The 20,818-nt window shown below is 71.2% G+C and carries 16 protein-coding genes; 8 read left to right on the forward strand and 8 right to left on the reverse strand.

Annotated elements, in window-relative coordinates; genetic code table 11:
- The first annotated feature begins 63 nt into the window (after nt 1–63).
- Nucleotides 64–2,064, forward strand: coding sequence for a sel1 repeat family protein (locus G6045_RS02995; protein WP_165330182.1), 2,001 nt, complete (start codon nt 64–66; stop codon nt 2,062–2,064).
- Nucleotides 2,065–2,206: 142 nt separating this feature from the next.
- Here G6045_RS02995 and G6045_RS41165 read toward each other — a convergent pair whose 3' ends face one another.
- Together G6045_RS41165 and G6045_RS03005 are read right to left on the reverse strand one after the other, a co-directional pair.
- Nucleotides 2,207–2,776 carry a hypothetical protein gene (locus G6045_RS41165; protein ID WP_235967504.1) on the reverse strand — a complete coding sequence of 190 codons (570 nt, stop codon included), beginning with the start codon at nt 2,774–2,776 and terminating at the stop codon, nt 2,207–2,209.
- An 82-nt stretch (nt 2,777–2,858) separates the two neighbouring features.
- On the reverse strand, nt 2,859–4,325 hold the full coding sequence (locus G6045_RS03005) for a glycoside hydrolase family 16 protein (protein ID WP_165330183.1): 1,467 nt from the start codon (nt 4,323–4,325) through the stop codon (nt 2,859–2,861).
- Nucleotides 4,326–4,799: 474 nt separating this feature from the next.
- Between G6045_RS03005 and G6045_RS03010 the strand changes: the two genes are divergently transcribed.
- From G6045_RS03010 to G6045_RS03020, 3 genes are all read left to right on the forward strand, one after another.
- A complete protein-coding gene (locus tag G6045_RS03010) occupies nt 4,800–5,297 on the forward strand; it encodes a transglycosylase SLT domain-containing protein (protein ID WP_165330184.1) in 498 nt (165 codons plus the stop codon).
- A gap of 55 nt (nt 5,298–5,352) precedes the next feature.
- Complete coding sequence (locus G6045_RS03015) at nt 5,353–6,483, forward strand: LCP family protein (RefSeq protein WP_165330185.1); 1,131 nt, start codon at nt 5,353–5,355, stop codon at nt 6,481–6,483.
- A gap of 120 nt (nt 6,484–6,603) precedes the next feature.
- Complete coding sequence (locus G6045_RS03020; protein WP_328707636.1) at nt 6,604–7,254, forward strand: TIGR04222 domain-containing membrane protein; 651 nt, start codon at nt 6,604–6,606, stop codon at nt 7,252–7,254.
- 63 nt (nt 7,255–7,317) lie between these two features.
- Here G6045_RS03020 and G6045_RS03025 read toward each other — a convergent pair whose 3' ends face one another.
- On the reverse strand, nt 7,318–8,292 hold the full coding sequence (locus G6045_RS03025) for a DUF3500 domain-containing protein (protein ID WP_165330187.1): 975 nt from the start codon (nt 8,290–8,292) through the stop codon (nt 7,318–7,320).
- A 344-nt stretch (nt 8,293–8,636) separates the two neighbouring features.
- On the opposite strand from G6045_RS03025, the gene G6045_RS03030 reads away from it, so the two are divergent.
- Nucleotides 8,637–10,919: an Ig-like domain-containing protein gene (locus G6045_RS03030; protein WP_206343204.1), complete on the forward strand. Its 2,283-nt coding sequence runs from the start codon at nt 8,637–8,639 to the stop codon at nt 10,917–10,919.
- A 73-nt stretch (nt 10,920–10,992) separates the two neighbouring features.
- On the opposite strand, the gene G6045_RS03035 is transcribed toward G6045_RS03030, so the two are convergent.
- Entirely contained in the window at nt 10,993–14,196 is a 3,204-nt protein-coding gene (locus G6045_RS03035; protein ID WP_165330189.1) for an alpha-L-rhamnosidase, read from the reverse strand.
- A gap of 337 nt (nt 14,197–14,533) precedes the next feature.
- On the opposite strand from G6045_RS03035, the gene G6045_RS03040 reads away from it, so the two are divergent.
- Together G6045_RS03040 and G6045_RS03045 are read left to right on the forward strand one after the other, a co-directional pair.
- Nucleotides 14,534–15,757 carry a metallophosphoesterase gene (locus tag G6045_RS03040; RefSeq protein WP_165330190.1) on the forward strand — a complete coding sequence of 408 codons (1,224 nt, stop codon included), beginning with the start codon at nt 14,534–14,536 and terminating at the stop codon, nt 15,755–15,757.
- 173 nt (nt 15,758–15,930) lie between these two features.
- On the forward strand, nt 15,931–16,599 hold the full coding sequence (locus G6045_RS03045) for a lysophospholipid acyltransferase family protein (RefSeq protein WP_165330191.1): 669 nt from the start codon (nt 15,931–15,933) through the stop codon (nt 16,597–16,599).
- Nucleotides 16,600–16,648: 49 nt separating this feature from the next.
- Here the strand turns inward: G6045_RS03045 and G6045_RS03050 are convergent, their stop codons facing one another.
- From G6045_RS03050 to G6045_RS03060, 3 genes are read right to left on the reverse strand one after another with little or no spacing between them, the layout of a single operon-like run.
- The gene (locus tag G6045_RS03050) at nt 16,649–17,560 is read right to left on the reverse strand and encodes a sucrase ferredoxin (protein WP_165330192.1); all 912 of its coding nucleotides are present in this window, start codon (nt 17,558–17,560) and stop codon (nt 16,649–16,651) included.
- A gap of 1 nt (nt 17,561) precedes the next feature.
- Nucleotides 17,562–18,767: a cupin domain-containing protein gene (locus G6045_RS03055; protein ID WP_165330193.1), complete on the reverse strand. Its 1,206-nt coding sequence runs from the start codon at nt 18,765–18,767 to the stop codon at nt 17,562–17,564.
- Nucleotides 18,764–19,027 (reverse strand): BatC protein, encoded by a 264-nt coding sequence (locus G6045_RS03060; RefSeq protein WP_165330194.1) that lies wholly within the window; start codon nt 19,025–19,027, stop codon nt 18,764–18,766. Before G6045_RS03060 ends, G6045_RS03055 begins: the two co-directional genes overlap by 4 nt.
- Before the next feature lie 223 nt (nt 19,028–19,250).
- Here G6045_RS03060 and G6045_RS03065 point away from each other — a divergent pair, with 223 nt between their 5' ends.
- Nucleotides 19,251–19,811 carry a type 1 glutamine amidotransferase domain-containing protein gene (locus G6045_RS03065; RefSeq protein WP_408056291.1) on the forward strand — a complete coding sequence of 187 codons (561 nt, stop codon included), beginning with the start codon at nt 19,251–19,253 and terminating at the stop codon, nt 19,809–19,811.
- A 63-nt stretch (nt 19,812–19,874) separates the two neighbouring features.
- On the opposite strand, the gene ligD is transcribed toward G6045_RS03065, so the two are convergent.
- Nucleotides 19,875–20,807: a non-homologous end-joining DNA ligase gene (gene ligD / locus G6045_RS03070; RefSeq protein WP_165330304.1), complete on the reverse strand. Its 933-nt coding sequence runs from the start codon at nt 20,805–20,807 to the stop codon at nt 19,875–19,877.
- Nucleotides 20,808–20,818 lie beyond the last annotated feature (11 nt).

The following is a 20,818-nucleotide window of genomic DNA, read 5'->3' on the forward strand; positions in this document are numbered from 1 at the left end:
GTGTCAGGCGGGCGCACCCGACCCCCTTCCGTCCCGGCCGCGCCCGCCTGACACGATCTCGTTATGACACACGGGGAAACGCACGCGGAAATACGGGACGAGGAAGCCGAGTTGGCGGCCGCCGCAGAGGCCGGACAGGACGGTGCGTACCGCGCCTACGCCACGTTCCTCGGCAAGAACGGCCGGATGGACCAGGCCCTTCCCTGGTGGGCCCGAGCGGCCGCGGACGGGGACGCGGATGCGGCGCGTACGCTCGCGATCTGTCACAAGGACCGCTGGGAGTTCGCCGAAGCCGAGCGCTGGTACCGCAGCGCGGCCGACCGCGACGGCGGCTGCGCCTTCGGGCTCGGCACGCTCCTGAAGGAGGCCGGCGACCCGGACGGGGCACAGGAGTGGTACGCGCGGGGAGCCGCACTCGGCAATGTCCAGTGCCTCACCAACGGTGCCGTGCTCAAAGCCGCCCGCCACGGTGCCTTCGCCGAAGCACAGGCGCAGCTGGCCGAGGCGGCCGAACTCGGGGACCACAAGGCGGCATCGACCCGTCAGGTCATCGAGAACTTCGTCGACGACCTGGAGCTCTGGGAGGACAGGCTCGCGCGGGCGGAGGCGGACGGGGACGCCGAGGCCGCGTTCGAGGCGCTGAGTCCGCTGCGCGACCCGGAGTACGCGGGCATGTTCACGTACTACCCGAGCACGATCCGCGTGGCGGAGGCCCTCTACGCGCGAGCCGCGGCGGTCGGCTCCCACAAGGCCCTGATCGAGCAGGCCATCCTGGTCGCCCGCGACAGCGACCGGTTCGAGGAAGCCCACGCCCTGGCCGTACGAGCGCATGAGCTCGGCTACTCGGGTGCGGCCTACGTCCTTGGTGTCTGGGCGTTCGAGCGCGGTGACCAGCGTGTGGCCGAGCAGTGGTTCGAGACGGCGGCCGCGGCGCCCGACGGTCACGACTACGCCCGCTACTACCTCGGTCTCATCGGCATCATGCAGCGGCGGCTCGACGAGGCCGAGCGGTGGCTGCGTCTCACCGGCACCTCCGAGGACGAGGACGATCCGTACGACGGACTGCCCAAGATGTTCGTCGACCAGCTCGAGGAGATCGCGGCGATCCGCGCCGACCCCGCCCGGCTGCCCGACCCCGAACTCACCGCGCGCCTGCCCGAGTTGCGTGCGGCCGCGGAGGCCGGCGGTCCCGAGGAGTGCTTCGCGTACGCCGATGCGCTCGAGCGCCTCTACCGGCTGCCCGACGCGGCCGACTGGTACCGCAGATCCGGCACTCCGCGCGCGCTGCTCGACCTCGGCCGCATGCTGCAGGACTGCCAGGCCGACGAGACCCTGCTCGTGCCGTACTTCGAGCCCGCCGCCGAGGCCGGGGACGCGAGGGCGGCGTACAGCATCGCCGGGATCCACACCCGCGCGAAGGACGACCGGGCCGCCGGCATCTGGACGCTGAAGGCCGCGCAGCTCGGGCATGCGAGGGCCGCCTGGGGCGTCGGCTGGACCTCCGAAGAGCGGGGCGGGGACCCACAGTTCGCGGAGCGCTGGTACGTGCGCGCCGCCGAGGGCGGACTGGCGCGCCCCGCATTCCTGGCCGGTCGCAGCATGGTGCGCTGGGGACGGTACGCCGAGGCCGAGCAGTGGCTCCAGATGGCGTGGGAGAACGACATCCCCGAGGCGGCGTACCACCTCGGCAGGGCGCTGCGCCGGCTCGGGCGCACCGCGCAGGCCGAGCAGTGGCTGCGCCGTGCAGTGGAGCGCTCCGGTGACTTCGACCGACCGCGGGGACCACTCGCCTCGCGCCCGGATCCGCGTCCCGAGCTGGCCGAGCTCCTCGTCGAGGCGGAGCGCGACGAGGAGGCCGCGCCACTCGTCGCGGACATCCTCGCCGAGTACCCGGGCCATCTTTACGGCCACCGCCTCGCCGGCCGGCTGGCCCGGCGCCGCGGCGATCTCACCACGGCCGAGCAGCACTTCGCGCAGATCGAGGAGCGGGACTCCGACCCCGGTACGCGAATGAGCCTGCGGGAGATCCGTGAGCTGCTTGCTCAGGTCACGCACGAACACTGAGCGGCGAGCAGCCGGGTGAAGTGGCCGGTGCCGGGCAGGCGTTGATGAGCGCGAGGTCAGCCCGGTACCGGTGCACGCCGCCGGACCGGCTCAGTTCTGCGCGGGCTCCGTGCCGGCGCAGGCGGCAGTCCGCCGCCCGCGGTCAGCCGCCGGGCGCGATACGAAGCACCGCGACGGTGGCCCCCGTCTTGAGGACCTCCAGGCTCATGACCTTGTTGATGGTCGCGACGGTCCCCCGGTCGCACTTCAGGCTGACACCGCCACCGCCGTGCGAGGACGTGCCGCCGCCTCCTGAGCACCCGGAGATGCTGTAGCCCGATCCTGTCAACGGCGCGGTGAGCTCGACCGATTCGCCGGTGATCGCTTTCACTGTCATCGGACCGAGTCCGTAGGTGTCGGGGACGGCCAGGACGTCTCCCACGGCGACCTCGACCTCGCATGTTCCGTCCGCGCAAGGTCCGGTCGGTGATGGCTTGGGCTCGGCCGGAGGGCTCGGTGGAGTGGTGGGCGGCGATGCGTCGGACCCGGACCGGCTGGAGGCGCCGTTCGCGTCCGAGGAGCCGGAGGAGCCCGAGGAACCCGAGGAGCATGCCTGGGCTCCGGCGAGCACGGCCACAACAGCCAGCGCGGCAACGGCAGATGACTTCGTACGCACCATGGTCACGCCGGAATCCTGCTCCGGGCCGGCGGAGTCCATGCCGGACAAGTCCATGCCGGCCGGTTCGCCTCCGTCGTGCGGCGCGGTCACCGCGGGGCAGGGACCGGCTCGTCCCGCGGTGACCGCGTCGTGCGGCTCAGCCGATCGGGACGGTCACCCGTGACTGATTGCCGATGCCCAGCGTGCTGGGGCCGTTGCCGATCGCGTTCCACACCTCGACGCGCACCCTGCCGTTCGTCATGGTGCCGTGCGCACCGGTCGAGGACTTGAGGCCGCGGGCCTGCGTGTAGTGCTCGTAGCCGGTCACGGGATCGGTGGCGAAATAGTGATACGTCTCCGTGCGCTCCCAGCTTCCGTCGCCCGTACGGTCGTAACTCACCCGCACCTGCTGCCCGTTGGCGACCGTGGTGCCGGCGTCGACGAAGAGATCGAACTGGGTCGAGCCGCCGGTGTACGCGCCGTTGACTCCGCTCGCCGTGAAGACCTGCGGGTTGTACGGCGTACCGTCCCGGTTCACCCCGCCCGCGGACGGGAGTGCCGCCGTGGCGGCGGACGACTGAGCGGCGCCGAGGCCGCCACCGGTCCGCAGGTGCAGTGCGGTCGGATCACCCGGGTCGGGATCGGGGTCCGTGCCGCCGCCGCGTGTCCACACCGCGACGTAGTCCACCAGCATCGGGCGGCCGGAGACGGTCTCGGGGACCGGGGTGCCGTGGCCCGCGACGCCGTTGGGGAAGGCGCCGCCCATCGCCACGTTGAGCAGGATGAAGTAGCCGGCGTGGCTGGTCATGTTGTTCCACGCCTCGGCTCCGACCCGGTTCTCGTCGACGCTGAGGTAAAGCTGTCCGTCGACGTACCAGCGCAGCACGTTGGGACTCACGCTGCGGTCCCATTCGAAGCGGTACGTATGGAACGCGGACTGGCAGCTCGCGCCCGGGCAGGCCCGGCTGGCGCCGATGCCCTGGGTTTCGTTGCAGGGGCCGCCCGGGTTCACGCCACAGTGCAGCACGCCCCAGACGGAGTTGATCCCGTTGACGTTCTCCATGATGTCGAACTCGCCTATGGCCGGCCAGTTCCAGTAGTTGCCCCGGTACGGCGCCCCGAGCGCCCAGAACGCCGGCCAGTAGCCGAGGGCCTGGGTGCCGGTGACGTTCGGCATCTGAATGCGGCCCTCGATGGCGAGCGTGCCGCCCGCGGGCGCCTTGAAGTCCGCGCGGCGGGTCTCGATACGGCCCGAGGTCCAGTTGCCGGCCCCGTCCTTGAGCGGGGTGATGCGCAGGTTGCCGCCGCCGTCGAGGCTCAGATTGGCGGGGTTCGCGGTGTAGTTCTGGATCTCTCCGGTGCCCCAGTTCGCAGGCCCGCCGGGGTAGTTGTGGCCGGTGTCGATCTGCCAGTTCGTGGACGAGGGCAGGGCGTTGTTCGCCCCGGTGAAGTCGTCGCTCCATTGCAGTGTCCAGCCGGGCGCGGGCGGCGGTACGTCGCCGCGCGCGTCGGCCGGCATCAGCACGGTGAGGAGTCCGACCGCCGCGCAGGCCGCGATCAGCGCGGCTCGCCATCTGCTCGAGGCCCCGGTGCGGGCAGCGGACGTCGTACGGCTCGTTCTCATGGCGCCTCCGTGAGGGCGTGAACCGGTGGGGGGTGAGAGCGCTCCCACAGTTCTTTTATTCACGGAATGCGGCGCCGTCTATGGCATGACTCGGCCAACTTTTGAAGGCGGGCCGAGCAACACGGGACAGGTGTGACGCGGGCGTGCGTCACACCTGTGGTTCACGAAGGCGCGGCGGTCAGGGGCAGGAGTGGGCGTGCCGAGAGTCACCCCGCGCCGCTCGGAGTGTGAGCCCACGCATATGACCCAGCGCACATGCTAAGGACGCTAGTAGTGCCGCCGGTGCGCCGTGGAGCCTTGTGAGGGCTTCGGGCTGGGGGCCGTGGGGGTCCTCTGCTGACCGAGGTAGTACGTCACATCTTTGCGTCGGCCGTCCGGGCGGGGCTACGACTGGCTGACGTTCCCGGACAGCCGGGAGCAACCGGGCGGATTCGCCCGGCACCATGACGTACCGCATTGGAGCGCACACCCCCTATGACCCCCACGCAGACCCGAACCCGCATCGCACGACTGCGCAAGATCACGTTCACCGGCATAGCCACCGCGGGCACCGCGGCCGCCGCTCTCGCCTTGGCCCCCTCCCCCGCCCAGGCCGCCGAGCCCGCGGGGAGCGCTCCGTCGGCGCAGCGCGCGGCGGACGACAAGACCTACCCCGAAAACCTCGACGGCTGGATCCGCGAGTCCCTCGACATCATGAAGGCCGAGGGCATCCCCGGCAGCTACGAGGGACTGCACCGCAACATCATCCGCGAGTCCGGCGGTGACCCGAGCGCCCAGAACAACTGGGACATCAACGCCCAGAACGGCACCCCCTCCAAGGGACTGCTCCAGGTCATCCAGCCCACGTTCGACGCCTACCACGTCGAGGGCACCCCCGAGGACCTGACCGACCCGGTCGCCAACATCACCGCGGCCGCCAACTACGCCGCGGACCGCTACGGCTCCATCGACAACGTCGACTCCGCGTACTGAGACCCGGCAGGCGAATCCGCGTACTGAGAACCCGGCAGACGATAGAGGGCAGCGCATGCCGCACCAGAACGAACACCCCGCGCAGCCGGCCGGCGCCCCACCGGCCCCCGGTTACGGACCTCCACGGCTCGGCCGCTCCCGCCACAAGGCACGCAAGACGGGTCTGCGGTACGTGGCCTGGGGCACCCTGGCTCTCCTGCTCGCCACCGGCGGCGGCGTCGCCTACGCCTGGCAGCACCTCGACGGCAACATCAAGTCCACCGACCTGAACGCCGCGCTGGGGCAGGACCGGCCCGACGCGCAGCGCGGCGGTGCGCAGAACATCCTGCTGCTCGGATCGGACTCCCGGGCGGGCACCCACGGCAAGTACGGCCAGGGAGTCAGCGGGGCACGGGCCGACACGGCGATGGTGCTGCACGTCGACAAGAGCCACCAGAAGGCCTCCGTCGTCAGCATTCCGCGCGACACGATGGTCGAACGCCCCGCGTGTACGAAGCCCGGCGGCGACGAGACGCCCGGCGCACAGCAGGCGATGTTCAACTCGTCCTACGCGGTGGGCGGACCGGCCTGCACCGTCAAGACCGTCGAGAAGATGTCGGGCCTGCGCATGGACCACTACCTCGAAGTCGACTTCAAGGGGTTCCAGAAGCTCATCGACGAGCTCGGCGGCGTGGACATCACAACCCGCAAGGCCATCGACGACCCCAACAGCGGTCTCTCGCTCACCGCCGGCAAGCACCGCCTCAACGGCGAGCAGGCACTCGCGCTCGTACGCACCCGGCATGGCGTGGGCGACGGCAGCGACCTGGGGCGCATCCAGCTCCAGCAGGCGTTCGTCAAGGCCCTGATCCACCGCGCGCACACCGTCGATCCGCTGGGCAGCCCGGCCAAGTCCTACGCGCTCGCCGACACCGCCACCAAGAGCATCAGCGCGGACTCCGACCTGGCCTCGGCGGACAAGTTGCTCGGTCTGGCCAAGGATCTCAAGGACATCAGCCCCGAGCGCACCCGGATGGTCACCCTGCCCGTCACCTACGACGCACAGGACGCCGGCCGCGTACTGCCGCTCGACAAGGCCTCGCACCAGGTGTGGACGGCCTTGCGCCAGGACCGGCCCGTCCCGGAGTCCGCGACCTCGGCGTCCGTGGGCGACAAGGCCGATACGCCGGTGAAGGCGGGCAGTTGAGGGCGCCGTACGCCACCCACGCGGTGGCGTGCTCGCAGTCGGGGCACCCGTAGTCGGCGTGCCCGTAGCTCAAGTAATGCTCTGAGATGGCGGGATGAGGGTTGGACCCTTGGCCGGCAGGTGACACTGCCGGCAGGTGCAGCGGGCCGAATCGGGGGGCGGGTCTGGATGCGGTGGGGGTTCCGGAGGTTCAGCAGGGGTTCGGGCGCGGCGCGGGATCTGGGCGTCTATGACGTCGCGTTCCTGGCGGGCGGGCCTCAGCGGGTGGCGGACAGCGCGATCATCGCGCTGAACAGGCGCGGCCTCGTCGTGGTGCTCGCCTCACGGGTACGTGCGGTGGATGGCGAGCACCCCGAGCATGCCGTCGAGCGTGCTGTGCTCGTCTTCTGCCGGCGCAGCAAGGTCATCAACGCCGTACGTGCTGCCGTGCAACGCTCCCCGGAAGTCGAGGAGATCGGGCGTCGGCTGGCCGCACGGGGTCTGGTGGCGGGCTCGCGGCGGAGGGTGACGCGTGCGGGCAGGCGCCACCTGCAGGCGGCCCGGGACGACGCGAGCGTGCCGCAGTACGTCCTTGGCGGGGCCACGATTTCCCGGGACGGGACGGTGCGACACCGGGGTGGCCACGCGCAGACGCTGCCGGCCGGTCTCGGCCGGACGCTGAGGCGCATGGGCAAGGCCCTGGACAACGACTCCGATCCGGGCTCGGATGCGGGCACATACGCCGGGAGCGGTTCGAGTTGCGGTGGCGGCGGAGGTGGTGGGGGCGATTGAGGCCTCACCCGCCGGCCAGGTGCACAACTCCGCATGCTCCAGGGGGCGTTCGCGCCGAGCCGGTCAGCCGTCGGTGTGCTGATCCGTGTAGTGCGTCCGCAGAAGATCGATGCCCCAGTCGTGGCGTAGGTGCCGCCACACGGAGTGGGCGTGGTTGCCGTTGTCCTGGGTGTTGTCGTACTCGATGAGGAAATCGGGCGATCGTACGCAGTAGTAGTGCTGTTCGCCGGGGGCCGTGCCGCCGGCCCAGGCGAAGGAGAGCGCCTCCAGGCCGCGCGCTTGGACCTCGGACCAGCGGGCCTGTGCGTAGGCGGCAGGAGCCCGGTCGAAGTAGCGGCGCACCAGGTGTTCGAGGAGCTGTTGCTGCGGGTCCGTCATCGCGCCGTACGACAGGCCGGCCGGCAGCACGCCGGGGTCGGCGAACGGGTCGTCGCGGGTGAGGATGTCGTCCGGCGGCGTGGCCGAGAAGACCGCTTCGGTGCGCCGGGCGCGGTCCAGGCCGGTGACGAGATCGCGGGCCAGATCCTCTTCCGGGCCCAGCAACCGCCGCCCTGCGTGCGGGCCGTCGGCGATGCGCGCCGGCTCCGAGCCGATGAAGTGGGGCGTCACCCGGATACCGCCCGCCGCGACCAGCACATGAACGGCGAGGTGGTGGCCGTTCATCCGCCAGCCCCATGGGCCGTCACCGTCGGGATCGCCCAGCAGCCGCAGCCAGTACCGGTCCGGGCCCGTCGCCCCGACCAGGACACGGCGATGACGTTCCACCTCGATCGCGCCGAGGGCCAGCTCCGCGCCCAGCGCGCCGTGCGCGGCGGCGAGCACCGCATCGACCGCCTCGCGCTGTACGCCGTCGAGCCCCTCGGTGGACAACCCCGGCCGTGAGCCGGGCAGATACGTCCACTCCCGCAGCTCCGGGGCATCAAGCCGGCTCGGCGCCGCCCGCAACTCGCGTACCTGCTCCGGCTCCAGGACCTTCAGGAGCGTATGTACCGCGGCGCGCAAGCTCGCCGTCGGCGCCTCCGCCTCCATCCCACCCATGTTTCCTCCTCACCGACGAGCGCCCCCGGCGGAACACCGCCCTTGCCCGGCCATCTCTGATGCGTCCCGGGTTCGCAAGCTACCTCGTCACCCTGCATGCCGTCCGCCTCCCACCGGCCCGAACACTACGCAGAGGCGATCTTGCGTCGAGGCCGCGCGGCTTCCGTCCCAATTTCCTCGTTTTTCCTCGTTCGTATGTACGGAATATCAAGCATCCATCACTCTTATGCAGCTCATGCCAATTACCCAGTACGAAAGGGGATTTACCAGTGAAATCAATACATGCGCATGCTTTATGCAGCGCGCGAGCACCACGGCGAGCGGAGCCGCGAAGATCCCACCGGGTGGGCCCGCACGGGCCGGCCCGGCGCCTGCGGATCCGCGCGACAGGGATCGCGCTCGGCGCACTGGTCGCCCTGCTGGTGGCGCCTTCGTCCGCCCAGGCCGAGCCGACGTTCTCCGTGAAGATGGACTTCGGCGCAGCGACCACGACGCCGGTCACCGGGAACGTCCTCGACTACGGGCAGGCGTTCGGGGCACGGACCGGGGCCGGCCAAGGCACCGGTCTGGAGTACGGCTGGGTCGGCATGACGGGCACGACACCACTCAGCCTTGTCGGCAACGGCCGCGACCGGGGCACCGCGGAGACCGACCGGCTGCGCGCCACCCTGATGCACATGCAACTCCCGGCGTCCTCGACGGGCGTGAAGACCCCGGGCCGCTGGGAGATAGCCGTGCCCAACGGCACGTACCGCGTCTCGGTCACGACCGGTGACGCCACCTCGGTGGACAGCACACACGCGCTCCAGATCGAGAACCAGAACGCGGTCGACACCTTCGTACCGACCACGTCGACGCGCTACCGCACCGCGACCGTGTCGGCGAACGTCGCCGACGGGCGGCTCACCGTCAGTCCCGCCACCGGTACCAACACCAAGATCACCCACCTGACGGTGGACCCCGTGGCCGACGCGTCCCAGCACCCCGAGGTGCGCGCCATGACTCCGGCCAACACCGCCACCGACGTCTCGCCCACCGGCAGCATCGTCGCCGACCTGCGGCTGATCGGATCCGGTGTCGACGCGGCCTCACTCGCCTCGTCCACCGTGACGCTCAAGGAGTCCGTCTCCGGCGCGGCCGTCGCCACCCGGGTCATCACCTCCGGCGGCGGCGACGTCATCAACGTCTCGCCCACCGCGGGCCTCAAGGCCAACACCCGCTACGTCGTCGAAGTCACCAGCGGCGCCAAGGACCTCACGGGGCGCACGTTCACACCGTGGCGTTCGGTGTTCACCACCGGAGCGGCCGGCGGCGGGGGCGATATCGCCTTCGCCAAGGTCGCCAGCGGTGCGAGCGGGCGCAGCTTCACCTCCGTCGTCAAGGGGCCGGACGGCAAGCTCTACGCCTCCACGCTGGACGGCTACATCGTGCGCTGGACCATCGCCGCCGACGGCACCCTCACCGGCGCGCAGACCATCAGCACCGTCCGCACGGACGCCACTGCGCGCGCCCTGCCCGGTGCCCCCAACCGGACGATCATCGGCCTGGCCTTCGATCCGGCGTCCACCGCCGCCGCGCCGATCCTGTGGGTCAGCTCCAACACCATGTACGCGGGCGGCACTCCGAGCGAGCCCGACTTCTCCAGTAGCGTCGCAAAGCTCACGGGGCCCGCGCTCGGCACGTACACCGAGGTCGTCTCGAAGCTGCCGCGGTCGGTCAAGGACCACGAGACCAACTCCCTGGCCTTCGGCCCCGATGGCGCGCTGTACATCAGCCAGGGCGCCAACAACGCCATGGGCGCCCCCGACGGTGCCTGGGGCAACCGCCCCGAACGGCTGCTGAGCGCCGCGGTGCTGCGTCTGGACCCCGCGAAGCTGCCGCAGACACTGCCGTTGAACGTGCAGACCGAGGGCGGCGGCACCTACGACCCCTTCACCGCGACCGCCCCGCTCACGCTGTACGCGACCGGGGTCCGCAACGCCTATGACCTCGTCTGGCACAGCAACGGACACCTCTACACCCCGACCAACGGCTCCGCGGCCGGCGGCAATGCCCCCGCCTCGCCGGTGTCCCTGCCCGCCGCCTGCAACCGGCGGATCGACTCCGCGACGTCCGGCCCGTACACAGGACCCGCCGTCCCCGCGCTCACCAACAACCCGAACGCCGAGACGGACTACATCTTCGACGTCAAGAAGAACCGCTACTACGGACACCCCAACCCGAGCCGCTGCGAATGGGTGCTCGCCGCCGGCAATCCCACCTCGGGCAGCGACCCCTTCCAGGCGGCCGCCTACCCCGTGGGCACGCAGCCCGACCGCAACCTCGACCTCGCCGGCATCTACGACGCGGGGCTGCACGCCTCCGCCAACGGCGTGGTGGAGTACCGCTCGGGCGCCTTCGGCGGAGCCCTGCGCGGCAAGCTGCTCGTCGTGCGCTACTCGAGCGGGCAGGACATCGCGGTGTTCGGCGTCGACGCCCAGGGCCGGCCGGCCCCACCGCTCACCGGCACCGCGGGCATGACCGGCTTCCAGCAACCGCTCGACGTCACGGAGGACACCGCCACCGGGAACCTGTACGTCACCGAACTGGGCGCCAACCGCATCACCCTGCTCCGTCCCGCGAGCTGACTTCTCGCGTGAACACGAGGGGGCGACCGACACGACTGCCGTCGGTCGCCCCTGACGAAGCCCTACGGCACGGTCAGTTGGAGAACCGGTGCGTGCCGGAGCCCACGGCGAAGACGGCGCAGCCGTCCTCCACGCGGAGGAACTTCGCAGAGCCGTGCGCGACTTGGTCCGCCTCGGCCGACTCGCCGGTGGGGACCCACACTTCAGCGGTCGTGTTGGCGGGCACCGCGACGGTGAGCCGGAAACCTCCGTCGTCCACCTTCCACTGCGTGGTGATCGGCCCGTGCACGGAGTCGTAACGGCCTTGTGCCTCGGTGATCCCGCCACCGGGCCGCGGCCGGACCCGGATCTTGCGGAAGCCCGGTTCGGCCGGGGCGATGCCCGCGATGTTCGCGTACATCCACTCCCCCACCGCGCCGTACGCGTAGTGGTTGAAAGAGTTCATCCCGGGGTCCTGGAAGCTGCCGTCCTCCTTGAGGGAGTCCCAGTGCTCCCACATCGTCGTGGCTCCCTTGTCGATCTGGTAGCCCCAGCTGGGGAACGAACGCTGGACGAGCAGCCGGTAGGCGACATCGGTGTGCCCGGTCTCGGTGAGCACCGGCAACAGGCGAGGGGTGCCGAGGAATCCGGTCGACAGGTGCCACCCCTTGGACCTGATGAGTTCGACCAGTCGATCGGCGGCCGGAGCGCGGTCGGCCTCGGCGAGGAGGTTCATGGAGAGGGCCAGGACGTACGCGGTCTGCGTGTCGCCCTTCACCTTGCCGCCGGCCGAGACGTACGCCGCCCGGAAGGCGTCGCGCACGCCGGCGAAGAGTGCCGTGTACGGCGCCGGGTCCTTGCCGAGGGCCTTCGCCGCCTGGGACACCAGGTCGGCCGAGTGCGCGAAGTACGCCGTGGCGATGACGTCCTTGGGCGTTTCGTCCTTGACGTTGAGCCAGTCGCCGTAGCCCTCCGCGGGGCGCAGGAACCCGCTGCTGTGCGCCTCCAGATAGCCGAGCCACTTCACCATGGAGGGCCATGCGCGCTCCAGGACCCCCAGGTCGCCGTACGCCTGGTACAGCGCCCACGGGACGGTCACCCCCGCGTCGCCCCAGCCCGCCACGCCTCGCCCGACCGTGCCGACGAACGGCGCCACGTCGGTGAACGCGCCGTCGCCGTCCTGCCCGTCGCGCAGGTCGTCGAGCCACTTGGTGAGAAACCGCGCCGACTCCATGGTGTACGCCGCCGTCGGCGCGAACACGTTGATGTCGCCGGTCCAGCCGAGCCGCTCGTCGCGCGCGGGGGTGTCGGTGGGCACGGAGACGAAGTTGCCGCGCTGACCCCAGGTGATGTTGCTGTGCAGCTGGTTGAGCATCGGTACATTCGTCGAAAAGTCCATGGTGAACGGGGCGTCGGTGTGGATGACCCGCCCTTTGACGGCGCTCAGCGGCGGCCGGCCGGGATAGCCGGTCACCTCGACGTAGCGGAAGCCGTGGAAGGTGAAGCGCGGCTCGTACGTCTCCGTCCCCGCGCCCTTGAGGGTGTACGTGTCCGTTGCCCGCGCGCTGCGCAGGTTGGCGGTGTAGAGGGTGCCGTCGGGGTTGAGCACCTCCGCGTGGCGCAGCGTGATGACCGTGCCCGCCTCGCCCTTCACCTGTAGGCGCACGGCACCGACCATGTTCTGGCCGAGGTCGAAGACGAAGACGCCAGGCCCCGGCTCGGTCACCTTCTGTGCGGGCAGTTCGTGCTTCACGCGCGTGGCCCCGTCGACCGCCGCCACCAGCGCGGCCTTCACCTCGCCGAAGGCGTCGGCGGGCACCCAGCCGGAGTCGTCGAAGCCGGGGCGCGTCCAGCCCTCGGTCTCCCGGCGGGCGTCGTACTCCTCACCCGTCAGGAGGTCCGCCATGGTGACGGGCCCGAGCGCGGCCCGCCAGTCGGTCCCGGACAGGACGCGGTCGGTGCTGCCGTCGGTGTACGTGACCTCCAACTGGGCCAGGAAGGCCGGGCGTTCACCGTACTGATGCGGTCCGAACATGCCGACGTTGCCCGCGTACCAGCCGGTGGCGAGTGTGGCGCCGATGGCGTTCGTGCCGGACCTGACCAGCCCGGTCACGTCGTACGTCTGGTACTGCACCCGCTTGTTGTAATCCGTCCAGCCGGGCGCGAGGCGGTCCTCGCCGACCCGACGGCCGTTGATCTGCGCCTCGTACAGGCCGAGGGCGGTGGCATAGAGCCGTGCCCGCGCGACCGTCCGGCGCCCCAGGCGGAACTCCTGGCGCAGCTGCGCGGCCGGGGACACGGCCACCGCCACCTTTCCCCACGGCCCCGATCCCCAGGGTGCGAGCTCCTTGGCGGCCTGCCACGCACTGTCGTCGTACGCGGCCGAACGCCAGTCACCCGAGGGCTCCTTGTCGGCGGCCTTCCACTCGCCGCCGGTGGCGAAGGTGCGCACACCGTCCGCGGTGGTCAGCTCAAGGAGGCCGAGAAGGCCCGCGGGGCTCACGGTGGCGTTCGTGGCCGCGACGGCGATGAGCGCGGCGCCGGGGCCAAGTTGGGAGGTCACGTCGATGAGGGCGGGACGGCGCCAGCTGTCGGCCGGGCCGTGAGCGTCGACGTGGCCGACCTGCTCGCCGTTCACGTACACCGTGTAGCCGTCATCGGCCGATATGACGAGGCGGGCGCGGGTCACTCCTGCGGGAATGTCCAGAGGGCCGCGGAAGTACCTGGTTCCCGCGGGGGCTTCGGCGGCCGGGTCGCCTTCGGGGAACCAGATCCACGAGGCGCCATCGAGCGCAGGTGCGCCGACGAGCGCTTCGGGGGCGGCGATCCACCTGGCCGTCCAGTCGTCAGGGGACATGAGACCGGTTTCCCACCAGGAAGGCTCGCTCCACTCGGAGGCCCTTCCCTTGTCGTCCCAGACACGCACCGTCCAGTGGTACCGCGTACGCGACTTGAGCGCCGGGCCGGCGTAGGAGACCAGGACGGAATCACGCGAGGCGACCTTCCCGCTGTCCCACACGTCGGGCTCCGAGAGCCGGCCTGGCGAGCTCGCCACCCGTATCTGATAGGCACCCTGCGTCCACCCCTTCGCGGCGGACGCCAGCGGCCAACTGAACCTGGGGCGAGCCGCGTCGAGACCCAGAGGGTTGCTCACGTACTCGACGGACGGGACGGTGACGCCGGCGGCCTTCGCGTCGGCGGCCCCCCTCGCCTGCGCTGCGCCCGGCACGGCGGAGGCGAGGGCCGTTCCCAGGGCGGCCGTCGTGGTCGTGCTGAGCAGTCGTCGTCTGCTGATCAATGTCGGCTCCTATGCGATGCACAGTGCATGAATCGTTCCAGTCCTGACATGGCAGCGGAACGGCTGCGCCGCGTGGTCCATGCAGACCTGGGCTCGGGGTGTTGGTAGCTCGACTCAAACGCCGTCACGAACGCCGTCATGAAACGTTTCAGCCACGGTGAGCGATCCTAAGTGGAGCGTCAGGGACACCTCAAGAGGCTTGCAGGGGTGTATTGGTGCGGTGCGACAGCACAGCGGGGTGCGGTGTGCCCGAGCGTGGGCAGGCGCATCCGTGCGTGGCACACGAACGGCTACAGTTCCCGCGACGGCAGCCCGGTTGCTCGAAAAAAGGGGAAGCGTGACCGAGACCAGCGACGAAACCCGATCCGCCGGAGCCGCGGCGGACGCGGCTCAGCCGAGCCGGCTGCATCGCCTGATGCGCTACCTCCCCCTGATCGCGCCCGTCCTGCTGTGGGCCGTGCCCTGCTGGCTGCTCCTGCACGCCGGCCAGAACTGGCCACTGCCCCTCACACTGGCCGGCACCTGCCTGTTCGCGCTCGGTCTCATCGGCATGCCGCTCGCCATGGTCCGCGGCCACGGCCGGCGGCAGCAGGACGCGGCGGCGATCGTCGGGGACACCCTCCTCGGCAGCATCTGGGTCCTGTTCACCTGGTCCGTTCTGCTCGGTGTCCTGCTGCGGCCCGCCCTGACCGTGGCCGGTGTCGGCGACGGCCAGGACCGGGCCCGGACCGTCACCTGGGCAGTCCTCGGCGTAGCCGCCGTGCTGCTCGCCTGGGGGTACGCCGAAGCCCGCCGGGTGCCGCGGGTGCGCCGGCTCGACGTGCAACTCCCCCGCCTCGGCGCCGGATTGGACGGCACCCGCGTCGTCCTCATCACCGACACCCACTACGGCCCGCTCGATCGCGCCCGCTGGTCCGCGCGGGTCTGCGACACGGTGAACACCCTGGAGGCGGACCTCGTCTGCCACACCGGTGACATCGCCGACGGCACGGCCGAGCGCCGCCGCGCCCAGGCCACCCCGCTCGGCACCGTGCGGGCCACCCGGGCCCGCGTCTACGTCACCGGCAACCACGAGTACTACAGCGAGGCCCAGGGCTGGGTCGACCTGATGGGCGAGCTGGGCTGGGAGCCCCTGCGCAACCGCCATCTGCTGCTCGAACGAGGCGGTGACACCCTCGTGGTCGCCGGCGTGGACGATGTCACCGCCGAGTCCTCGGGCCTGGCCGGCCACCGCGCCCACCTCGCCGGAGCGCTCGACGGCACCGACCCCGATCACCCTGTTCTGCTCCTGGCCCACCAGCCCAAGTTCATCGACCGGGCCGCCGCCGAGGGCGTGGATCTGCAACTGTCAGGCCACACCCACGGCGGCCAGATCTGGCCCTTCCACCACCTGGTCCGCCTCGACCAGCCCGCCGTCGCGGGCCTGAGCCGCCACGGCACCCGAACCCTCCTCTACACCAGCCGCGGCACCGGCTTCTGGGGCCCACCCTTCCGTATCTTCGCGCCCAGCGAGATCACCCTGCTCGTGCTCCGCTCCGGGCAGGGGTCGCCCTCGTCGTAGCCGCCGCAGCGCTGAGACCCTCGTGGGTACGGAAGGTCCAGGCGGCGCCCGGAGCGGCGAAGTGCGCACCGTACGTGCCGGACGCCAGACCAAGATGAGTACCTGCACTCAGGCCCCAGCGGCTCCCGACGCCGACGATGGAGATCATTCGTCGTCGGCCTCAGGAGAGCACGTTGCTCAGTCGCCTCGCCCAGGTTCTCGTTCCGGCTTTCGGTCGCCTCACGGTGAGCGCCGACCCCGGGGCCGAGTTCGCACGTGGCAGTCTCATCGTCGCGAATCACACCTCGTTGGCCGACCCGGCTGTCGTGCTCGCCGCGCTGGAGCGTCTTGGGGTCCGGCCCGTGGTGATGGCCGCAGCGGGCCTGTGGCGCATTCCGTTCCTCGGTACGACGCTGGCTCGCGAGGGCCACATCCCGGTTCATCGCGGAGACCGCCGTGCGGCACAGGCCCTCGACCTCGCCGCCGCCGCGCTCGAGGAGGGCAAGCTGGTGCTCATCTACGGTGAGGGCCGCCTGCCCGTACGCCGGGACGCCGGCGAGCAGGCACCCCTCGCCTTCCGCAGCGGCGTGACCCGGCTCGTCGAACGTACGGGCGCACCGATCGTGCCGATCGGGCAGGCCGGGGCACGGCGGGTCACCTCAGGGAGCCTGACCAAGCAGCTGGCGGGCCTGGCCACAGCGCCCCTGCGTCGTCCGGAGCTGCATGTGCACGTCGGGGCTCCGCTCACCGTGACCGGGCACGGCCACCGCACCATGCGTACGGGACAAGCGCACGACGCGGTCACCGCCGCGTGGCGTACGGCGGCGGGCCGGCTCGGCGAGCCGGCCGCGCTCGCCGCGTGAGGGGAGGGCTCGGCAGTCCAGCGCCTACGGGGCGGTCCGCACGCCCAGTTCACCGTCGGTCGGCGACGATCGACTGGGCTTCGTAGACGACAGTCGAGCTCAAGGACAGACCGTTGCAGGTCAATTGGCGAGCGGGCGTCCGGTGGGAGCGTACGTCGACGTCATACGCGGGTGAGCGCGGCGTACGGGCCGTCAGGCGGACGAGCCAGCCGTCGTTGTCGCGGGTCGTGTCCTCGACCGCGTAGTGGTGCCGACCGGCCGGGCCGAAGCGTGCGAGGAGAGCCGCGACGGCGGTCTGCTGGGGCGGGAAGAGGTTCGTGTAGCCGCGCAGGTGATCGGCGTGTACGCGGTCGGACAGGTGCTCCTCGACGGCGGTGACGGCTGACGCGGCATCGAGGTTGCCGTAGTAGACGCCGTCGGGCGCGACGAGGACGTTGGCGGCGAATCGGTCGCCTCCGACGTGCGTGCACTCCCACACCAGGTCCGGCCAGCGCTTGCTCAACGCCCGTGACACCGGCCGTCCGCGCACGGCACAGCAGGCGTCGTGCAGGCCGTGGGCGCAGACCAGCACGACGGGCCGAGCTCCCCGGTCGCCGGGGGCATCGAGGGCGACGGCGATGCCCGCGAGGTCCTCGTCACGCGTCCAGGTGCCCCAGGTCTGCCGGTGCGCGCCGTCGCTCTCGTAGCGCAGGACAGCCCAGCGCCGCGTCCCATCGGACGTGCGCCGTCCGTGCCGTCTGATCAGGAGGATGCGGGCCCGGACCGCCTGGGCCGCGGAGAACACGAGCCGCTTTGTGTCGGGCTCGAGTGCGAGGCCGTCGAAGCCGTTGGGCGGCCAGCCGCCCGGGTACTCGATGAGGATCCAGGTCGTCCCGTACGGCGCCGTACCGGCCAGGGGGTCGTTCCGCAGCCGGGCGGCGTCGGCGCAGAAGAACCGGGGCGCCGGATTCGCCGCCCCCACGTCAGGACCCGCCGGGCACCGCTACGCCCGCACGCAGGAGCCGCTCTACGAGCTCGGGGCCCAACTCGTGTGCGGCGTGGTCCCGGCCGTCGAGCAGGCGGGTCACCGCGGGCAGGTCCTGTTCGGACAAGTCGAGCCAGCCCGCCCGTGTGTGCAGGCGCCGTCCCTCCAGCCGTGCCTCGAGGGACGCCCGCAACCGCACCTGCGTATCGGGTGCGAGGCCCTCGACGGCCGCGAGTTGGGCCAGCGGTCCCAGCGGCGCCGGCCGTGCCTGGCCGCGCCGGGTCCGGTGGAACAGGGGCGTGGGATCCGTCTTCGTCAGGGCGGCGACGAGACGTTGACGGATCAGGGCGAGTTCTTCGCCCGGCCCGTCGGTGCCGAGTGGCAGGGAGGCGCGCATCTCCGGGTCGTCCCGCAGCAACGCCAGTGCGGACTGGGCGAGTTGCTCGGCCAGGGTGTGACGTGTCCAGGTGTGGACGCCGAGCGTCAGGTGGATCGAGACGGCGCCCTGCGCCTCGGCCGCGTGCAGCCAGCCCCGCGGCAGGTAGAGGACGTCGCCCGGCGCGAGGACGGTGTCCAGGTGGGGCTCGTCCTTCGCGGCCCGGGCGACCGCGTCACGGTGATCGGTCCACGGCTGGTCGCGCAGCGGGTCGGGGTGGACCGGCTTGTGGATCATCCAGCGCTTGGTGCCCGCGATCTGGAGGACGAAGACGTCGTGCACGTCGTAGTGGTCGTCGAATCCACGGTTCTGCGGGGGCGTGACGTAGGCGTTGGCCTGCACCGGGTGTCCGAGTTCCGCACCGAGGCGGGCGACGAAGTCCGTCACCGGCTCCCACGTGCGGTGCAGGGCCTGCAGGACGAGCGTCGCGCCGTCGGCGAAGCTGCGCCACAGGGCGGTGTCGTCGAGTTGGTCCCCGATCGACGCGCCGACTCCTGCCGGGGCGGTGAACGACGCTTCGGGGAGCGTGGCGCCGTCCTTGGCCACGCGCAGGAACGGCGTGCGCAGACCGCGCCGGGAGATCAGTTCGTCGACGGCGTCGGCGGAGAAGAGGTCGGTGAAGTCGTCGGCGCCGCGCGTGAGCAGCGGGGTGCGCGCCCAGTACTTCTGGGCGAATTCCTCGCGGGTCAGGTTGGTCAGGCGCGCGTGCAGGACGCCGACGCCCGGCTGGGCGTCGGCGTCCCTGAGCTCATGGGGAGGGGTGCTCAAACGCCACTGCCGGACTCGTCGGCCCCGCCATCGGCTCCGCCGTCGTGGACACCCGGCGTGCCCGCAGCGCCACCGTCGGCCGGACCTTCCGCGCCGCCGTCCGCTCCCCCGTCGTGGACGCCCGGTGTCCCTGCGGCGCCACCGTCCGCCGGACCCTCCGCCCCACCATCGGCACCCCCGTCGTGGACGCCCGGCGTGCCCGCGGCGCCACCGTCCGCCGGGCCTTCGGTCTGGTTCGGGTCCTGCTCGGGGTTCGTCATGTCTCCTCCTGGAAGTCGACGGTCGGGACGGGACGGGAGCCTTGTGAACCCCCGTGTCCCCACTTCCCAACGTCACCCATGCGGTCCCGGCCAGCAACCGGAGCGGTATCGACACTGCGACGCTTTTGTTCCGTATGTGCTGATTGTGCTGGCACTCGCCGGTTACTAGATCCATATGGCCTCGGCGACCGAGGCGACACCCCACAAGCGGAAGGACATGCCCATGCCTGCGGATCTCGGAAACCGCCGTGCGCTGGTCATCACGACCAACTACGGCGTCGAACAGGACGAGCTCGTCAAACCGGTGGAGCACCTGCGCGGCCTGGGCGCGCAGGTCGACATCGCAGCGACCGAGAAGGACAGCATCGTCACGCTGGTGGGCGACCGCGACCCGGGCCAGACCGTGCCCGCGACGCACAGCCTGTCCGAGGTGCGGGCCGACGACTACGACCTGCTCCTGATCCCCGGCGGCACGATCAACGCGGACACCCTGCGCCTCGAGGACACGGCCTTGGACGCCGTACGCAGTTTTGCCTCCTCCGGACGTCCGGTGGCGGCGATCTGCCACGGCCCGTGGGTCGCGGTCGAAGCGGACGTGCTGCGGGGCAAGACGCTGACCTCGTACCCGTCCACGGCCACCGATGTCCGCAATGCCGGGGGCACCTGGGTCGACAAGGAGGTGCAGGTCTGCGGTGCGAACGGCTGGACGCTGATCACCTCGCGCAAGCCCGACGACCTCCCGGCGTTCCTCGACGCCATCAATGGGGCGCTCACGCCCAGCTGAGGCGGTGGCAGCGGCCCATTCCGACGCCCTCAGCCCCACCTGGGGCCCGCCCGCGCCCCACGCTCATGCCCGCTGATCCTTCAGGTCGCGCAGTGCGGCGCGGGCGGGCCCCAGTGCTCGTCCCTTGCGGGCCAGGCCGGCCCACGGGTCGGTGCGGGCCTGGTCGACGACGTTGTCGATGGTCCAGCGCCGCGCCGTGAGGTCGGGGTCGTCAAGCTGGTCCCAGGCGATCGGGGTGGCCACGGGGGCGCCCGGCTTCGCCCGCACCGTGTACGGGGTGACGGCGGTCTGCGCGTACGCGTTGCGCTGCACGTCGAGGTAGAGCCGGGCGCCGCGGTCCTCCTTGCGCATGGCGGTGGTGAGCCGGTCGGGGTGGGCCGCGGCCAGGGTCTCGGCGGCCTCCTTGGCGAAGTCATGGACGTCGTCGAAGGTGTGCCGGCCCTTGAGGACGGCCACGACATGCAGTCCGCGCGAGCCGGTGGTCATCGCCCCGCAGGCGAGGCCGATGCGGTCGAGGAGGTCGCGCACCTGCCGGGCGGCCGAGCGGACCGCCTCGAAATCGTCGTCCCCGGCGGGGTCGAGGTCGAACACCACGCGATCCGGATGCCGGATGCCCGAGGCCCTCGACTGCCAGCGGTGCAGGGTGATGGCCGCCTGGTCGGCGAGGTAGACCAGGGTCGCCGTGTCGTCGCAGACCGGGTGCACGACGCTGCCGCCCTCCTTGGGCACCTTCACGCGGCGGATCCACTCCGGGAAGTACGCGGGCACGTTCTTCTGCATGATGCGGGCACCGTCGAGTCCGTCGGGGAGACGCTCCAGCATGAGCGGACGCCCCCGCAGATGCGGAAGCATGAAAGGGGCGATCTCCCGGTGGTACGCGACGAGATCACCCTTCGTGATCGGGTCGCCGGTGTCGCCGGCGGGCAGCAGTGTCTTGTCCTGCCGGTGCAAGGTCAGCGTGCGGCGGCCGACCCGCAGCGACTGGGTCTCGGACATCGAACGGCTCC

The sequence above is a fragment of the Streptomyces mesophilus genome (assembly GCF_011044995.1).
Taxonomy (GTDB): Bacteria; Actinomycetota; Actinomycetes; order Streptomycetales; family Streptomycetaceae; genus Streptomyces; species Streptomyces mesophilus.

Excerpts from the sequence above, each read along its gene's own strand:
- G6045_RS03060 (WP_165330194.1), bottom strand. The coding sequence starts at position 19,027 with ATGACGAACCCCGAGCAGGACCCGAACCAGACCGAAGGCCCGGCGGAC.
- G6045_RS03005 (WP_165330183.1), bottom strand. The coding sequence starts at position 4,325 with ATGAGAACGAGCCGTACGACGTCCGCTGCCCGCACCGGGGCCTCGAGC.
- G6045_RS41165 (WP_235967504.1), bottom strand. The coding sequence starts at position 2,776 with ATGGACTTGTCCGGCATGGACTCCGCCGGCCCGGAGCAGGATTCCGGC.
- G6045_RS03015 (WP_165330185.1), top strand. The coding sequence starts at position 5,353 with ATGCCGCACCAGAACGAACACCCCGCGCAGCCGGCCGGCGCCCCACCG.
- G6045_RS03025 (WP_165330187.1), bottom strand. The coding sequence starts at position 8,292 with ATGGGTGGGATGGAGGCGGAGGCGCCGACGGCGAGCTTGCGCGCCGCG.
- G6045_RS03065 (WP_408056291.1), top strand. The coding sequence starts at position 19,251 with ATGCCTGCGGATCTCGGAAACCGCCGTGCGCTGGTCATCACGACCAAC.
- G6045_RS02995 (WP_165330182.1), top strand. The coding sequence starts at position 64 with ATGACACACGGGGAAACGCACGCGGAAATACGGGACGAGGAAGCCGAG.
- G6045_RS03010 (WP_165330184.1), top strand. The coding sequence starts at position 4,800 with ATGACCCCCACGCAGACCCGAACCCGCATCGCACGACTGCGCAAGATC.
- ligD (WP_165330304.1), bottom strand. The coding sequence starts at position 20,807 with ATGTCCGAGACCCAGTCGCTGCGGGTCGGCCGCCGCACGCTGACCTTG.